Raw genomic sequence first — 15,298 nt, 5'->3', positions numbered from 1 at the left:
TATCGGGTCACATACTTTTTACAGCGACTGTGGACAGGTACCTATGGCCACAGATTGGGAGGTGTTACTCCCGATGCGGATCGATCCGTCGGGTCCGGAATCGATCGCGGATTTTGCGCGGTGTACTGGTATGGACGAGTACGGCAGTTACGAGGCCGCACTCGACGATATCGATCGGTACGATGCCGTCATCGTCAGAGTGGCCCCGCTCGGTGCCGATGTCATCGATCGGGCGGACCGGTTGCAGGTCATCGCGAAACACGGAAGCGGACTCGACAACGTAGACGTTCCGGCAGCATCGCGGCGGGATATCGTCGTCTGTAACACGCCCGGCGCGAACGCACGGTCGGTCGCAGAACACGCGATAGCGCTGCTGTTCGGCGTTCGTCGAAATCTCCACACGGCGGACAGACACGTCCGTGCGGGCAACTGGGAACGGGCCGCGTTCACTGGCGACGAACTCACCAGAGATACGTTCGGCGTGTACGGGTTTGGAAACATCGGGCGGAAGACGGCAGATCTCGCTACGGGACTAGGGATGACCGTCCTCGCGTTCGATCCAAAGAAACCCGACGACGCCTTCTTGGAAGGGGTCGAACGAGTCGAGTCGCTCGAGGCACTGTTCGAGCGATCGAACACGGTGAGCGCTCACGTCCCCTTGACCGATCGGACGCGCCACTCGGTTTCGACCGCGGAGCTGGCAGCGCTTGGCGAGACCGGCGTTCTGATCAACACCTCGCGGGGGGCAGTCGTCGAGGAGACGGCACTCCACGAGGCGCTCGAGAGCGGGACCGTAGCCGGGGCCGGCCTCGACACCTTCGAGACGGAACCGCCAGGAGACGACCACCCGCTCTACGCACGGGACGAGGTGCTCCTGACGCCCCACGTCGGCGGCGTGACCGAGCAGGCACTCAGCAGAATGAGTCAACAGGCGGCCGCAAACGTCCGCACGGTGTACGACGGTGGACTGCCGGACTCCACGAAAAACCGCGCCGATCTGAGCCGAGAGGTGGCCGGATGAGGTCCGAAAACGGGTTCCGACGTGCGCTCGAACACGGTGAGACGGTTCTCGGAGCGAGTTCGGAGACGTTCTCACCGACGGTGATCGAAACATTCGGTCGCCTCGGGCTGGATTACGTCTGGCTGGACTTCGAGCACGGGGGCCCGAGCCCGTACGACAGCACCGCCTTCGAGGAGTTCACTCGAGCAGCCGAAGCGGCCGACATCGAGTTGCTGGTTCGACTGCCGGCTCCGGAGCCTCCCCTCGTCAGGAAGGTCCTCGACGCCGGCGTCCGGACGGTTCTGCTCCCCCGAATCGAGACGGCGAGCGAACTCCGCCGAGGGATCGAAGCGGCCTACTTCGCTTACGACGGCGACGTCGGCAACAGAGGCGTCGGCGTCGGCCGATCGGGCGAGTGGGCCGGCTACGTCGACAGCTTCGTCGCCGGCGAGGACGACGAGGTCCTCGTAGGGACGATGATCGAGAACGAACGGGCAGTCGAAAACATCGAAGAGATCCTCGCCGTTCCGCAACTCGGGTTCGCGTTCGTCGGTCCGGCGGATCTCGAGATATCGATGTCGGCCGGCGATCCGACGGCGAAGAATCACGACGCCGTGACGGCCGCGATCGATCGAACGCTCGAGGCCTGCCTTGCCGCCGAGATCCCGATCGGTCGGATTCGAAACGATCCCGCCGACGCACAGGCGGCGATCGACGCCGGCTACCAGATCGTCCGGATCGGCGGGGATATCAGTTCGGTCCGTGAGGTGCTCGGCGATCGACTCGACGAAATCCGAGGATAGCCGTGTACGTGGGCGGACCGCAAACGACTGGAAACGGAGAAATTCGACGGCACCTGCGTACTCATACGGTCTGTTGTGATTCTTTACCGGTGATCGCCGCCCCGGGCGGGCGATCGCCGGTAACAAGTTACAACGATCCCTATCAGTCGTCGCCTGCCCCCTCGAAGCGGCGCTCCCTGGCCGCCTGTAACCCCTCACAGATTCCGCCCTGACTGGACATGTTGACCTGTGCGAGTCGCCCGCGGCGGTGGACAAGGTCGAACGAGTCGGCGTCGATCGGCTGCCCCTCCGGCGTCCGGAACAACACGTCGTCAGGTGCGGAGACGACGCCCGTCTCTCGGGCTTTCTCGAGATACCGATCGATCGGGGCTGCCGGAACCGAGACGGCGACCGCGCGGTTCTGGACGTAGATCGAAAGCTGCTCCCGCTCATCGTCGTCGGTGGGATCGCTCGCCGTCTCCGCGGACGCGGCCGACGGATTGGCCGCCGATCGCTCGAGGTCCGCGACGGTAAGCTCGACGATCGTCTCGGCATCGAGACCCGCGTCGAGCAACGTCTCGATCGCGTCGTACTGGCGTGCGACGCGGGCCTTCTCGTCGAGTTCCGCCCGGACGGCGGCGACGTCGCCGTCGGCGTCGGGAAACGCCTCGGCGAAGGAGCGTCCCTCATTCACGCCGCGGGTGATCTCCTGCTCGTGCATGTGCTCGTCCAGGATGATTCGCGCGTCCGCGACGCTCGGCAGGGTTTCGACTTCGTCGCGGGCGTCGATCGCCATCATCCACGCGAACGCCGGCGAGCACCACGCCGTCGGCAGGGTGAACCGGACGGTGACGCGGTCGCCGTCGATCTCGATCGCGTCGACGTAGTCGAGGGCGACGATCGAGCGATCGAGTTCGGGATCCGTGACGCGGTCGAGCCGATCGCGGACGGCCGCCCGATCGGGGCCGACGGTGTCGGAATCCGACCGGGAGCCGCGATCGGAATCGCCGTCGCTGGAGTCGGGAGTCGACATCAGTCGTCCGCCGCCGCCGGTTCCTCGCTCGCGTAGTGGTCGCCGAGATCGAACTGCTGGCTGATCTCGTCGTCCTGGAACGTCCGGCGTTTCTCCTCGATGTCGATGTCGTACAGGTCGGCCGCGTTCTCGCCCATCACTTTCCGTTTCGTCTCGAGATCCCACTCGACGCCGTACTCCGCGCGGTGTTCCGGGGTGAGTTCGGCCTCCATGACCTCCTCGACGAGCCAGTCGGGGTTCCAGATCGCGTAATCCGAGCCGAACAGCACACGGTCCTCGCCGAGCCACCAGAGCAGTTCCGAGAGGATCTCGGAGAACTTGCCGGGGCGGTTCTGGGCGAACGGGGCGGCGACTGCGAGTCCGCCGTAGACGTTCGGCTCCTGGGCGGCGATCCAGCAGAAGTCGTCGAGTCGGGGGAGGCCGACGTGTTCGACGACGAAGTTGAGTTCGGGGAACGACGACGCCGCGTCGTCGACGTCTTTCACGTCGAACGCGTCGCGGTTCAGCGGCCGGATCGTCGGCCCTTTGTGCGGATGGACGTTCTCGATACCGAGTTCCTGGCACTTCTCTAAGAACCGGAACGCCTCCTCGTCGTCGAGTCGCCACCCCTTCGAGTCGCCACGCCACTCGGCAGTGTAGAGCTTGACCCCCGAAATGTCGTACGTCTCGTGGAGTTCTTCGAGATACTCGATTCCCTCGTCACCGTCGCGCGGATCGAAGGTTCCGTTGAGCACGAACCGTTCGGGGTACTCGGTCGCCAGTTCGGCGTTCTGGTGGGTCGTGTTGAACCCCTCGTCGTAGAAGTCGGTCAGGTACGTGGGCTGGAAGATTCCCATGTCGGCAGCGGCGTTGCCGAACATGTCCTCGACCATCCGATCGGCCCCGTAGTGGCGATACTCCGACATGTCCCACTGGCGCTCGTCCGGCGTGAACGTCGTGTGATAGTCGTAGAAGCACTGGATGAACTCTTCGCCACCCTCGTGGACGATGTTGTCCTCCCTGGCGTCCCACAGATGGACGTGAGCGTCGATGACGAAGACATCCTCGCCGTTTTGCTGATACATCCCATCGTGTGAATCGGTAGCAACCCCCATTATTCTTTTTCAGACGAGTCTGACTTTCAGGTATCGAAGAACGACCGGTTCGATCGCGGTCCCAGCGACGTCGAGGATCACCTGACAGTCACAGCGAACGATAACTCGGGCGAACGTTTTCACCTAGTACGGTGATGTGCACGTTGTTACCATGGAAGCAGCCAGACTCCACGAGTACACCGACGACATGAGCGAGGCACTCTCGATCGACGAGATCGATCGACCCGAGATCGATCGATCGGACGGCGTCCTCGTCGAGGTCGAGGGCGCGGGCTGGTGCCAGACGGACAACCACATCATCGAGGGAATGTGGGAAGAGTACGCGCCACAGGATCTGCCGATGACGCTGGGCCACGAGAACGCCGGCGTCGTCGCCGAGGTCGGCGACGAGGTAACGCTGGTCGAGGAGGGCGATCCGGTGATCTGTCACCCCGTCCAGACCTGCGGCATCTGTCGGCCCTGCCGACTCGGCGAGGACATGTACTGCGAGAACAGCGCGTTCAACGGCCTCACAACCGACGGCGGCTTCGCCGAGTACCTCCAGACGAACGAGCGGGCGGTGATCCCGCTTCCCGAGGGCGTCGACCCGACCGAGATCGCACCCCACGCCGACGCTGGAATCACGGCCTACCACGCCGCGAAGAAGGCGGTCCGCGAACTCAATCCCGGCGACACCTGCGTCGTCATCGGCATCGGCGGCCTCGGCCACATCGGTCTCCAGTGTCTCGACGCGATGAGCGGCGCGAACATCGTCGCCGCCGACATCAAAGACGAGGCGCTCGAACTCGCAGAAGAGGTGGGGGCTCGCCACACGGTCAACTCCGCCGAGGAGGACCTCGCCGACGTCGTCGCGGACCTGACCGACGACGTGGGGGCCCAGCAGGTCGTCGACTTCGTCGGCGGGGACGAGACGACCGCACTGGCACCCGAAATCGTCGCCGCCGGCGGCGACCACCACGTCGTCGGCTACGGCGGGCACATCCACGAACCCAGTCAGGCCCTGGTCAACGGCGAGTTCGCCTTCAGGGGGACCCTGGTCGGCAAGTACGCCGAACTCCAGGAACTCGTCGCCCTCGTCGATCGCGACGAGGTCGAGTTGCGCACCGAACGAAACGATCTCGACGAGATCAACACGGTCGCGGAACGACTGGAACACAACGAGATCGAGGGGCGTGCGGTCGTGCTCCCGCCCTGACGCGGCCGCTCCGGGGGTTCCGATTCGGCTCACACCGCCGCCCGGACGTGACGTGAACAGGTCGTAGTCGCGAACGGGACAGAACGGGGGAAGGGAGCGATCGTGTCGTCGAGATACGTCCCGACTCCGAGGAGGGGAATCTCCGATCCCCGACCGGCACTACGCTCTTGTACGGCCGCGTGATACGCCCTGCATGGCCAGCCTCGAAGATCCGATCGAGATCGGCGGGCTGACGGTCCCGAACCGACTCTATCGCGCGCCCCTGCTCGAGTGCGCGGGCAACGGACCGGACGCCGTCGACACGCTGATCGACGATCTCGAACCCGCCGCCGCGTCCGGCGTCGGACTCGTCTGCCAGGGCGCGACCATCGTCCGCGGCGAGGGCGGCTGTGCCGCACCGGGGATGACCCGCGTCCACGACCCCGACTTCGTCTCGCGACTGTCGCGGCTGACCGATCGGATCCACGAGCACGGCGGCCGCATCTTCGTCCAGCTCGAACACGGCGGGCTGCGGAGCATGGAGACGTGGCACGCAGAGTACCGCCGGAAGCACCCGGACCTCGAGCAACTCGCGGTATCGAAACCGCCGTGGCAGTTACGGGCCCTCGATCGGCTCGGCTTCCTCTCGTACGACCCCCGCGTCCTGTCGACCGACGAGGTGTACGACCTCGCCGCGGACTTCGGCCGAGCGGCCGCCCGCGCCGTCGACGCGGGCTACGACGGGATTCACCTTGCGGGGGCGAACATGGGCATCGTCCAGCAGTTCCTGTCGCCCTTCTACAACCGCCGCGGCGACGAGTTCGGCGGCTCGCCGGACGCCAGACTCGAATTCCTCGCGCTCGTCCACGACGAGATCCGCGACCGGGCCGGCGACGTCCCCCTGATGACCAAGGTTCCCGCGGAGACGCCCGCGCCGCCCGCGCCGATCGTCCGGCGGAAGCTCTCGCTCGACGACGGAGTCGAGATCGCCCGTCGACTCGAGCGGATCGGCTACGACGCGGTGGTTCCGGTCCAGACGTCCGTCGTCTGGGACATGAGCATCGTCCGCGGGGCGTACCCCGATCGGGCCTGGTCGAACGAGGCCCTGCAGGAGGAGTACGACGTCGCCTTCGGCGGATCGGGCCGGAAGCGACTCGTCGCCTGGGGGAACCGCGTGCAATCCCTGCAGTACGACTTCCAACCCGCGTGGAACGAGGACTTCTGTCGACGGGTTCGCGAGCAGGTGGCGATCCCGGTCCTCGCGGAGGGCGGGATCCGCGAGCGCGGAACGATCGACCGGCTGCTCGGAGACGGCGGGAACGACGGGGGTGGCGAGGACAGCGGGGACGGCCCTACACCGGCCTGCGACGCGGTCGGAATGGCCCGACCGTTCTACGCCGAACCCCGGCTCGGCACCCGACTACTCGACGCCGGTGACGCGACGACGCGGGTGCTCTGTGAGAGCTGTAACAACTGTACGGTACCGCAGGTGACGGGCGCGCCGGGAATCTGCCGAACGCCGGACGTACTTCGAAAACGGGGCGAACTCGAGCGATCGGGTGCGTACGAATCTTCCGAATCGTAGCGTTCAGGCCGTAACTGACCCGTCAGGGATCAGGCCGTGACGGTGTCGCTCGTGAGATCCGCGAGCGTCCCCTCGACCGTGTAGTCGGGTGCCTCGACCCGGAATCGGGAGTCGGTCGAGCCCGCGTAGTGGAGTTGCAGCGTGTACGAACCGTCGTCGGCGATCGGTGCCGCTTCGCGCCGATCCGCGTCGACCTGCTCTAACATGACCATCTCGCCGGCGTAGGCGGCGTCGGACTGTCCCCGGATCTCGTAGGTCGCCCGGTCCTCCGAAACCTCCGACCCCGCGAGCGGATAGCCGCGCTCGATCCACGCGCCGAACCCCTCATCGAGTGCGTACACCTCTTCGTAGCCGTCGTCGATCAGCGACGCGGCACGCAACCCGGAGAGGTGATGCGGACAGCCACAGTAGGTGACGATCCGTTCGTCCGTGGCCCAGTCCTCGATCGGATCGTCCGACTCGCCGTCCGGGGCGGGGCTCAGCGGTGCACCGACGATGTGGGCCCGCTCGTACTGGGCCGATCCGCGCGCGTCGGCCACCCGCGCCTCCTGGCGCTGGTACCAGTAAAAGACGTCGTCGATCGGTGCCAGCGGCACCGCGACGCCGTTGAACGTCTGCGTCCGGTAGCTACTGGTGTCGATCGATCGCTCTTCGGGGACCGTCTCCGGTTCCGGACCGTAGCCGTCGGGTTCGCTGTCGTCGCTGCCGAGGCAACCGGCGACGCCGCCGAGCGTCGCCACACCCCCGATCGCCAGGAACGTCCGTCGATTCATACGTGATCGGTAGTAGAGACGGGGAAATATGGTTTCTGGTGCGGGGACGATCGGCGATAGACCCCTTCGTTTCGACTGGAGATCGATAGCAGTGACTGGGAAGAAGTTCCAGTCGAAAGAACGTGAGGAGTAGTCCATGCTGGATTCGAACCAGCGTCGAAGCCCCCAGAAGGCTTCAGGATTGGCCGCTACCCTAATGGACTTGACATGCTTCGCCGGTCTCGATTACCGACGACGTACCAGTCTGTAGTGGGTGTCCATATTAGAGTGTTACGAACTCGGCCGCGATTTAGCTCCGGTCGGATGGACAGGTAGCCGAGTCTGTAGCCTTGGCTTGGCCAGGTTTGGATTAGCGTTTCGGAGGTTCGGAGTGTTCCATTCGATGGCAGTTCGCGCAGAGGACCACACAGCGATCGATTTCCTCGCGAATGCTCTGCCTCGAATACCCGTCGACGACCATCTTCGAGATATCCAGGTCCTTCTCGGCGGGGTGGTGAAAATCGAGGCACGGGGGCCTGTCTTCGCTACATCGGGCACACTCACAGTACTGATCCTTGTACCCGTAGAGCCATCGACGGATTTTCTTCCGGCGACGGTCCTTGCGCTCGATTCGTTCCTCCCGATTCTTGTAGTACCAGCGCTGTTGACCGGTGGGTTCCTCCCACTCGACGCCGCCAGGAATGTCGACCCAGTCAGGTTTCGGTTGGATCGGCTAACCACCCGTCACGGCCCGATCGAACGTTTCCAATCCCGCACGCTCTTTGGCCGCGTTCCAGCCGCCCAACGTTTTCATGATCGTCGCAGAGGCAGGAGTTAATCCAGCTCCTCGTACTGTGCTTTCGCGGGCGACTCGCCGAGCCGATCGGCGGCCTCCCGTAACGCCTCGAGACAGTCCGTATCGGTCGTCACACCCCCGTTCACCGCGTGAGTTGGTATAAAGTCTCGGCCCCCCCGATCGGGCACGAGCCTCGCGTCATCGACACCCGATCGCGGACGCCGCCGAACCGACATCCCTTTTCCCTTCTCTCGCGCACCCCCGAGTATGTACGTTGGACGGTTCGTCGTCGTCGGCCCCGACGTCGGCGCGTACCGGGTGTCGTCCCGATCGTTCCCGAACCGCGAGATCACCGCCCGTGAGGACGCGCTCACCGTGGGTCCCACCGAGGACGCCCCGGAAACGGACAACCCGTACGTCTCCTACAATTGCCTGCGCGTCGTCGACACCCCGACGGGCGAGACGGCCGCGTTCGGCAACGGTTCGCACGTCGACCCGATCGCTGAGAAACTCGAACTCGGCTACCCGGCCCGGGACGCCGTCGCTGAGAGCCTGCTGGCGCTGGACTACGAGAAAGACGACTACGACACGCCCCGGATCGCGGCGACGATCGGTGCCGCCGGCGAGGCGCTGATCGGAACGGTCCGAAAGGACGCGCTGCTGGTCGAGACCGTCGACGAACCGACGCTCGTGGCGACGTACGAAAAGAACGCGCCCGAGACGATCGAGTTCGCGGCCGAGAGTGCCGACGACGCGGCCAGCGAGGCCTACGACCACGAGTTCGAACACGCGGTCTGTGCCGCCGGCGTCGCCCGGACCGGCGACGGGTTCGAGACCGCGATCGAGAACGGCGACTGAACGGCGGAACTACAAAGTCGATACCGGCACGTGGTTCGTCTATGCCAGCAGCACTCGTGACTGGATCCTCCAGGGGCATCGGCAGATCGACCGCGCTTCGCTTCGCTGCCGACGGGTACGACGTCGCCGTGAACTACCACACGAGCGAGGACGCCGCGGAGCGAGTCGCAGCCGAGATCCGCGACCGCGGACAGGAGGCGATCGTCGTCGGCGCGGACGTCTCGGATGCGAACGCCGCTGCCCGACTGGTCGATGCCGCCGCCGACGCGTTCGGGAGCGTCGACCACGTCGTCAACAACGCCGGGATCGATCAGCACGTCTACACGGAGACCCTCGATCCAGCCGACTTCGATCGGATCATGGACGTCAACGTCAACTCCGCGTTCAACGTCACGAAGGCGGCACTCCCGCATCTTCGAGCGTCCGACGCGGACCCCTCGGTGACGAACGTCTCCTCAATTCTCGCTCACACCGGCGCAGCGATCGAGTGTCACTACGCCTCCTCGAAAGGAGCACTCCTCTCGCTCACCCGGAGCCACGCACGGGATTTCGCACCCGACGTTCGTGTGAACGCGGTCGCTCCGGGCCACGTCGAGACGGCGATGACCGCCGATCGGACGGCCGACGAAAAACGCGAGGAACTGGCCCGGATCCCCGTCGACCGATACGGTCAGCCGGAGGATATCGCCGAGGCGATCGCATACCTCCGTGACGCCACGTTCGTCACGGGTGAGACGCTGAACGTGAACGGGGGCGAACTGATGCGTTGACGGGGCGCTCCGGTGGCCGATCCTCAGTACTCCCGTAGTCCGGCCTCGATCCGATCGAACCCCTCGTGGAGGCGGTCGACGGAGTTCGCGAACGAGAGTCGCAGCCGTCCCGGGGCCGTGTCGCCGAAGCCGTCCCCGGGGGCGAGCACGACGCCGTGTTCCTCCAGCAGGTATTTTGCGATCGTGAGGCTGTCGTCGTCGATCCCCGGGTCGAGAAACGCGTAGAACGCACCCTCCGGACGGGGGCAGGAGAGCCCGTCGATCTCCGCGACGCGGTCGACGACGAGGTCTCGACGACGTCGAAACTCGTCGTACATGTCCTCGAACGGCTCTCGTGGTCCCGTGAGTGCGGCGATAGCGGCGTGCTGGGCCACGCTCGACGCACAGGCCGTGGTCGCCTCGTGGACCTTGACCACCTCGTCGACGAGGTGGCCGTCGCCCGCGAGCCAGCCCAGCCGCCAGCCGGTCATCGCGTACGCCTTCGAGCAGGAACCGACCGTCAACACGTGATCGGGATGGTCTGTGTACGCCGCGATTCCCTCGGGCGCTCTATCGTAGGTGAGTCCGAGGTACACCTCGTCGGCGATCACGTACGCGTCGCGATCGGCGGCGGCCTCGACGATCGCACGACACTCGTCCGGATCGAACACGCGACCGGTCGGATTCGACGGCGTCGTGAGCACGACCGCTGCGGTGTCGTCATCCATCGCATCGACGATGCGATCGGCGTCGAGATCGAACCCCGACTCGGCCGGCATCGGCACCTCGCGGAACGACCCGTCCGCGAGGATCGCCTGCGTCTCGTAGTTCGGCCAGGTCGGCCCCGGAACGACGAGTTCCTCTCCGGGGGACACCGTCGCCAGGATCGCCAGGTGGAGCGCCTCCATTCCGCCCACGGTGACGACGATCTCGTCAGGGCCGTGTCGGACGCCGAACTCGGCGTCGAGCGTGTCGCTGATCGCACGCCGACACTCTGGAAGTCCCGCGTTCGAGGTGTAGTGTGTCGCACCCTCGCGAGCGGCGCGCGCAGCCGCGTCGACGACGTGTGCAGGCGTGTCGAAGTCGGGTTCGCCGACCTCGAGTCGAACGAGATCGTCCTCGTGGCGTTCCGCGAGATCGAACATGACGCGGATACTCGACCGCTCGGCTCGCCGAACTCGATCCGTCGGTGTAGGCATACACTAGGAACGTAGATCTGTCCAAAAAGGGATCGGATGCCGGAAATCGGTAGGACCACAGCCGCGATTATCGACGGATCCCGGATCGGAATCCCCGCGTCGGATATCGGGACTGCCGTCCGGGTTGTCCGGAGCGTTCCGGATGGTGTGGTGCTAACGCTTGTGACACCGACTGTGGGGCGCGTTCGACGGGGCGACATCGATCGCGGGCAACCTACAAATCGCTGGCACCTGTTAGCCGTCCGTATGAAGATCGGGCTTGTCTCCGACATTCACGGGAACCGGGTCGCCCTCGAGACCGTCCTCGACGCCATGCCGCCGGTGGACGGACTGGTCTGTGCGGGCGACGTGGTCGGCTACAACCCCTGGCCCGGGGAGTGCGTCGCCGAACTCCGCGAACGGGCGGTGCCGACGGTGATGGGAAACCACGACGCCGCCGTCGAGGGGTCCGCGTTCCGCTTCAACCGGATGGCCCAGGCGGGGGTCGAACACGCACGGGAGCAACTCTCGGACGACCAGCGCGCGTGGCTCGCCGACCTGCCCCTCGAGCGACGCGAGTACGACGGGCGGCTCAAAGTCGTCCACGGCCACCCCGACGACCCCGATCGGTACACGCGGTACACCCGGCCGCACGAGTTCTCGGCCCGGCTGCTCGGCGACGAGGACGTCCTCGTGCTCGGCCACACCCACGTCCAGCACGTCGAACGGTACGCCGACGGGATCGTGGTCAACCCCGGAAGCGTCGGGCAGCCACGCGACGGCGATCCGCGGGCGGCCTACGCCGTCGTCGACCTGGACGCCCTGACCGTCGAGACCCACCGCGTCGAGTACGATATCGACGCCGTCCGGAAAGCCGTCGCCGAGGCCGGCCTGCCCGATCGGATCGGGAGCCGACTCGCCCGCGGGCAGTAAGCGACCCTTTTTATGATATCCGTACCAGTACTGTCAATTATGGTACGATCCGGCCATTCCGCGTGCATCGACAGGAACCGATCCCGCCACGCTGTGGCCGGTTGTCGGCCGTCGGTGCTGGACCGGCGTTCGGTGGCAGTCACGCGGACCGATCGGACCCCGGCGGCCGGCCACGAACACCGATGATCGGACGGCTTCGCGAGGATATCGCGGCGATGCTCGATCGCGACCCGGCCGCGAAGGGGTGGCTCGAGGTCCTGCTGTGCTATCCCGGGCTTCACGCCGTCTGGAGCCACCGCATCGTACATCGGCTCTGGAACCGGGACTTCCGACTCACCGCACGGCTGCTCTCGCACGTCGTGCAATGGCTGACCGGCGTCGAGATTCACCCCGCCGCGTCGATCGGCCGGCGCGTGACGATCGATCACGGGATGGGCGTCGTCATCGGCGAGACGGCCGAGATCGGCGACGACGTACACATGTACCACGGCGTCACGCTCGGCGGCGACACGAACGAGCCGATCAAGCGCCACCCCACGATCGAGGACGGGGTCCAGATCGGTGCGAACGCGACGCTCCTGGGAGATATCACGATCGGCGAAGACGCGGTCGTCGGTGCGGGATCGGTCGTCAGCAAGGACGTCGAGGCAGGGGCGACGGTCGCCGGCGTCCCGGCGACGCGGGTCGACTGAGAAGACGGGGCGCTCGGCGGGGTTCGAGGGGACGTTTTACTGCTGTTCGTCGCTGACCGTCCCGTCCGTGCCCGGCGGCTGGTCAGACGCCGGGACGCCCTCGCCCGTCGTGACGCTCTCCGAAGACTGCTCGGCGTCCGACCCCGTCGCTGACGGGTCGGGATCGGAAGTGTAGCCGAGTTCGAACCAGAGTTTCGCCGTGCAGGTCATGTCTTCCTCGTCGAGTTCGGTCTCGTCCTCCTGCTGGTCGAGGTAGCCGTTACAGCGGCCGTGTTTGACGACGTTCATCAGCGTGGCCGCAGAGCCACACTCCGGACAGTCGATGTAGTAGTTGCCCTCGTCGTTCTGGTGCCACGAGTCGGGCGTCAGTTCGGTGTAGGCCGCGTCCTCGTTCCGTCCACTCATATCCGGATACTCGGGTCCGACGTGGGTAAAGGGGGGCCCGGAGTACGCAACCCGGGGCGAGTCGAGTGTGACGATCAGTCACACACCGGTCAGATCAGCGGTTCGACCAGTTCCTCGCCCGCATCGAGCAACCGCCGGACCCGCTCCTCGTCGGTCGCCTCGGCGTAGACCCGCAACACGGGTTCGGTGCCGCTGGGCCGGATGAGCACCCACGAGCCGTCCGCGAGCAGGAGTTTGAACCCGTCGGCCGTGTTCACGTCTTCGACGTCGGTCCCCGCCACGGCCTCGGGAATCTCGTCCTCGAGATCGGCGAGCACCCGCTCCTTCCGGTCGTCGGGACAGTCGACGCTGATCTTGTCCTGGACGACGGTCCCGTGCTCCGCGAGGAGCCGATCGACCCGATCGTCTACCGGCTCCGCGGCGTGCATGGTCGCCGCGAGCAGTGCGAGCAGGACGCCGTCCTTCTCGCGGACGTGGCCCCGGACGGTGAACCCGCCCGACTCCTCGCCGCCGATCAGCGCGTCGTGGTCGGCCATCGCCTGCGCGACCCACTTGAAGCCGACCGGCACCTCGTGAACGGCCTCCTCGTGGGCCTCGGCGACCCGATCGATCAGGTACGTCGTCGAGACCGATCGGACCGCGGGGCCGGACTCGCTCTCGAGCAGGTAGTCGTACAGCGCGGCGAAAAAGAGGTTCTCGTCGAGATATCCCCGATCGGGAGTGACGATGGCGATTCGATCGGCGTCGCCGTCGTTGGCGATTCCGAGGCCGATGTCGCCGGCCCCAGTCACGCGATCCCGGAGTGCTGTGAGGTTCTCGGGTGCGGGTTCGGGTGCCCCGCCGCCGAAGTCGGAGTCCCGGTCACAGCGCATCCGCTCGACGGTCGCGCCCGCGCGTTCGAGCAGCGCGTCCGTAGTGTCCCGGCCGCTGCCGTGCATGGCGTCGTAGGCGATCGTCAGGTCGGCGTCGGAGAGGTCGGCGTCCCCCGTGATCTCCGCGACGAGGTCGATCGCGGCGTCGGCGTGTGGGGTGACGAAGTCGACCGGCCGGGCCGTACCGTGCTCGTCCTCGGGGAGCGGGTCGGGATCAGCGAGTCGATCGGCGATCGCGTCGGTCACCTCGGGCAGCGCAGGTGCGCCGTCGTCGGGGATGAACTTCACGCCGTTGTACTCCGGCGGGTTGTGCGAGGCGGTGATCACGAGCGCGCCGGCCAGGTCGCGCTCGACGATGGCGTGGGCGAACAGCGGCGTCGGCCGATCGCGCTCCGGGAGGAGCACGTCGAACCCGTTCGCACAGAGCACGCGCGAGAGTTCCTCCGCGAAGCCGCGGGAACTCTCGCGGGCGTCGTACCCGATCGCCACGGGTCCATCGAGATCCTCGTCTCGCAGGTACGAGGCGACCGCTTGCCCGACCATGCGCACGCGCGGTGCGGTGAACGTTTCGAGAGGTGCCCGCCAGCCGTCGGTCCCGAACGAGATCACGTCCATACGCGTTCGTCATCGCCTGCCGCGAAAAAGGCGGCGCTGGTATGCTGGTATCCGCGACCGAAACCCGGACCTCGATCGCGGTCCCGACCGAGCACGGCCACCACGAGACGATCGAGCGCCGATCGAGACACCCGACGTACGGAGCCCGTGACGTTTTTCGGATAGCGGCCTCCATGACCGATATGAGCGACATCCCCTCCGTGCTCGCCGTCAGCGGGAGTCTCCGCGAGGAGAGTTACACTCGGACGGCCCTCCAGTACGTCCTCTCGGCCGCCGACGAGGCCGGTGCCGAAACGCAACTGCTCGACCTGCGCGAGTACGACCTCCCCGTCTACGATCCCGACGTCGACGAGCAGGGTGACGCCGGGACGGTCACCGGACTCGTTCGCGAGGCCGACGCGGTCGCGCTCGGGACGCCGGTCTACCACGGCTCGTACTCCGGCGCGCTGAAGAACTTCCACGACTATTGCGGATTCGACGAGTACGAGGACACGACCGTCGGCCTGCTGGCGACCGCCGGCGGCGGCAGCTACGGGTCGACGCTCGATCACCTGCGGATCACCGTTCGCGGCGTCCACGGCTGGGTCCTCCCCCACCAGGTCGGCCTCCGGAGCGCCCGCGAGAAGTTCGAGGCCGATCCCGCCGCGATCGACGGCCGCCGTTTTCGCGATCCGGTCCTCCGGGAGCGCGTCGAGGAACTCGGCCGGATGCTCGTCGAGTACGCGTTCATCGAACCGGACGTGAGTTCGCCGCGGACGGAAGCTGCAGTCGATGATTGAA

The 15,298-nt window shown here is 66.2% G+C and carries 16 protein-coding genes and 1 tRNA gene; 10 read left to right on the top strand and 7 right to left on the bottom strand.

What is annotated here, in order from left to right; translation table 11 throughout:
- Positions 1-43 precede the first annotated feature (43 nt).
- Together MUG98_RS21560 and MUG98_RS21555 are read left to right on the top strand one after the other, a co-directional pair.
- Positions 44-1,021, top strand: a complete 978-nt coding sequence (locus MUG98_RS21560) for a hydroxyacid dehydrogenase (protein WP_265109476.1) — start codon at positions 44-46, stop codon at positions 1,019-1,021.
- On the top strand, positions 1,018-1,803 hold the full coding sequence (locus tag MUG98_RS21555) for an HpcH/HpaI aldolase family protein (protein ID WP_265109475.1): 786 nt from the start codon (positions 1,018-1,020) through the stop codon (positions 1,801-1,803). Before MUG98_RS21560 ends, MUG98_RS21555 begins: the two co-directional genes overlap by 4 nt.
- A 142-nt stretch (positions 1,804-1,945) precedes the next feature.
- Here the strand turns inward: MUG98_RS21555 and MUG98_RS21550 are convergent, their stop codons facing one another.
- A complete protein-coding gene (locus MUG98_RS21550) occupies positions 1,946-2,815 on the bottom strand; it encodes an iron-sulfur cluster assembly protein (protein WP_265109474.1) in 870 nt (289 codons plus the stop codon).
- Positions 2,815-3,879 (bottom strand): amidohydrolase family protein, encoded by a 1,065-nt coding sequence (locus MUG98_RS21545; protein WP_265109473.1) that lies wholly within the window; start codon positions 3,877-3,879, stop codon positions 2,815-2,817. The genes MUG98_RS21550 and MUG98_RS21545 overlap by 1 nt, the downstream gene beginning before the upstream one ends.
- Positions 3,880-4,060: 181 nt before the next feature.
- On the opposite strand from MUG98_RS21545, the gene MUG98_RS21540 reads away from it, so the two are divergent.
- Together MUG98_RS21540 and MUG98_RS21535 are read left to right on the top strand one after the other, a co-directional pair.
- Positions 4,061-5,104: an NAD(P)-dependent alcohol dehydrogenase gene (locus MUG98_RS21540; RefSeq protein WP_265109472.1), complete on the top strand. Its 1,044-nt coding sequence runs from the start codon at positions 4,061-4,063 to the stop codon at positions 5,102-5,104.
- A 193-nt stretch (positions 5,105-5,297) separates the two neighbouring features.
- Positions 5,298-6,668 (top strand): oxidoreductase, encoded by a 1,371-nt coding sequence (locus MUG98_RS21535; RefSeq protein WP_265109471.1) that lies wholly within the window; start codon positions 5,298-5,300, stop codon positions 6,666-6,668.
- 29 nt (positions 6,669-6,697) lie between these two features.
- Here MUG98_RS21535 and MUG98_RS21530 read toward each other — a convergent pair whose 3' ends face one another.
- Together MUG98_RS21530 and MUG98_RS21525 are read right to left on the bottom strand one after the other, a co-directional pair.
- On the bottom strand, positions 6,698-7,441 hold the full coding sequence (locus MUG98_RS21530; RefSeq protein ID WP_265109470.1) for a rhodanese-like domain-containing protein: 744 nt from the start codon (positions 7,439-7,441) through the stop codon (positions 6,698-6,700).
- A gap of 130 nt (positions 7,442-7,571) precedes the next feature.
- Positions 7,572-7,644: transfer RNA gene (locus MUG98_RS21525), tRNA-Gln, on the bottom strand.
- A 179-nt stretch (positions 7,645-7,823) separates the two neighbouring features.
- Between MUG98_RS21525 and MUG98_RS21520 the strand changes: the two genes are divergently transcribed.
- The 3 genes from MUG98_RS21520 to MUG98_RS21510 all read left to right on the top strand — a co-directional run bounded on the left by MUG98_RS21520 (position 7,824) and on the right by MUG98_RS21510 (position 9,844).
- Entirely contained in the window at positions 7,824-8,258 is a 435-nt protein-coding gene (locus MUG98_RS21520; RefSeq protein ID WP_265109469.1) for a hypothetical protein, read from the top strand.
- 225 nt (positions 8,259-8,483) lie between these two features.
- The gene (locus tag MUG98_RS21515; protein ID WP_265109468.1) at positions 8,484-9,074 is read left to right on the top strand and encodes an IMP cyclohydrolase; all 591 of its coding nucleotides are present in this window, start codon (positions 8,484-8,486) and stop codon (positions 9,072-9,074) included.
- Between the two features lie 41 nt (positions 9,075-9,115).
- Positions 9,116-9,844 carry an SDR family oxidoreductase gene (locus MUG98_RS21510; RefSeq protein WP_265109467.1) on the top strand — a complete coding sequence of 243 codons (729 nt, stop codon included), beginning with the start codon at positions 9,116-9,118 and terminating at the stop codon, positions 9,842-9,844.
- Positions 9,845-9,867: 23 nt separating this feature from the next.
- Here MUG98_RS21510 and MUG98_RS21505 read toward each other — a convergent pair whose 3' ends face one another.
- Positions 9,868-11,022, bottom strand: coding sequence for a pyridoxal phosphate-dependent aminotransferase (locus MUG98_RS21505; RefSeq protein ID WP_345779780.1), 1,155 nt, complete (start codon positions 11,020-11,022; stop codon positions 9,868-9,870).
- 246 nt (positions 11,023-11,268) lie between these two features.
- Between MUG98_RS21505 and MUG98_RS21500 the strand changes: the two genes are divergently transcribed.
- Together MUG98_RS21500 and cysE are read left to right on the top strand one after the other, a co-directional pair.
- A complete protein-coding gene (locus tag MUG98_RS21500) occupies positions 11,269-11,934 on the top strand; it encodes a metallophosphoesterase family protein (RefSeq protein WP_265109465.1) in 666 nt (221 codons plus the stop codon).
- Between the two features lie 182 nt (positions 11,935-12,116).
- The gene (cysE, locus tag MUG98_RS21495; protein ID WP_265112501.1) at positions 12,117-12,626 is read left to right on the top strand and encodes a serine O-acetyltransferase; all 510 of its coding nucleotides are present in this window, start codon (positions 12,117-12,119) and stop codon (positions 12,624-12,626) included.
- Between the two features lie 36 nt (positions 12,627-12,662).
- Here cysE and MUG98_RS21490 read toward each other — a convergent pair whose 3' ends face one another.
- The gene (locus tag MUG98_RS21490; RefSeq protein ID WP_265109464.1) at positions 12,663-13,031 is read right to left on the bottom strand and encodes a hypothetical protein; all 369 of its coding nucleotides are present in this window, start codon (positions 13,029-13,031) and stop codon (positions 12,663-12,665) included.
- An 89-nt stretch (positions 13,032-13,120) separates the two neighbouring features.
- A complete protein-coding gene (locus tag MUG98_RS21485; RefSeq protein ID WP_265109463.1) occupies positions 13,121-14,518 on the bottom strand; it encodes a phosphoglucomutase/phosphomannomutase family protein in 1,398 nt (465 codons plus the stop codon).
- Between the two features lie 182 nt (positions 14,519-14,700).
- On the opposite strand from MUG98_RS21485, the gene MUG98_RS21480 reads away from it, so the two are divergent.
- Complete coding sequence (locus MUG98_RS21480) at positions 14,701-15,297, top strand: NADPH-dependent FMN reductase (protein ID WP_265109462.1); 597 nt, start codon at positions 14,701-14,703, stop codon at positions 15,295-15,297.
- The last annotated feature ends 1 nt before the right edge of the window (position 15,298 follow it).

This window comes from Halosolutus halophilus (genome assembly GCF_022869805.1).
Classification (GTDB): Archaea; Halobacteriota; Halobacteria; order Halobacteriales; family Natrialbaceae; genus Halosolutus; species Halosolutus halophilus.
This window is presented reverse-complemented; position numbering and strand designations above follow the sequence as displayed.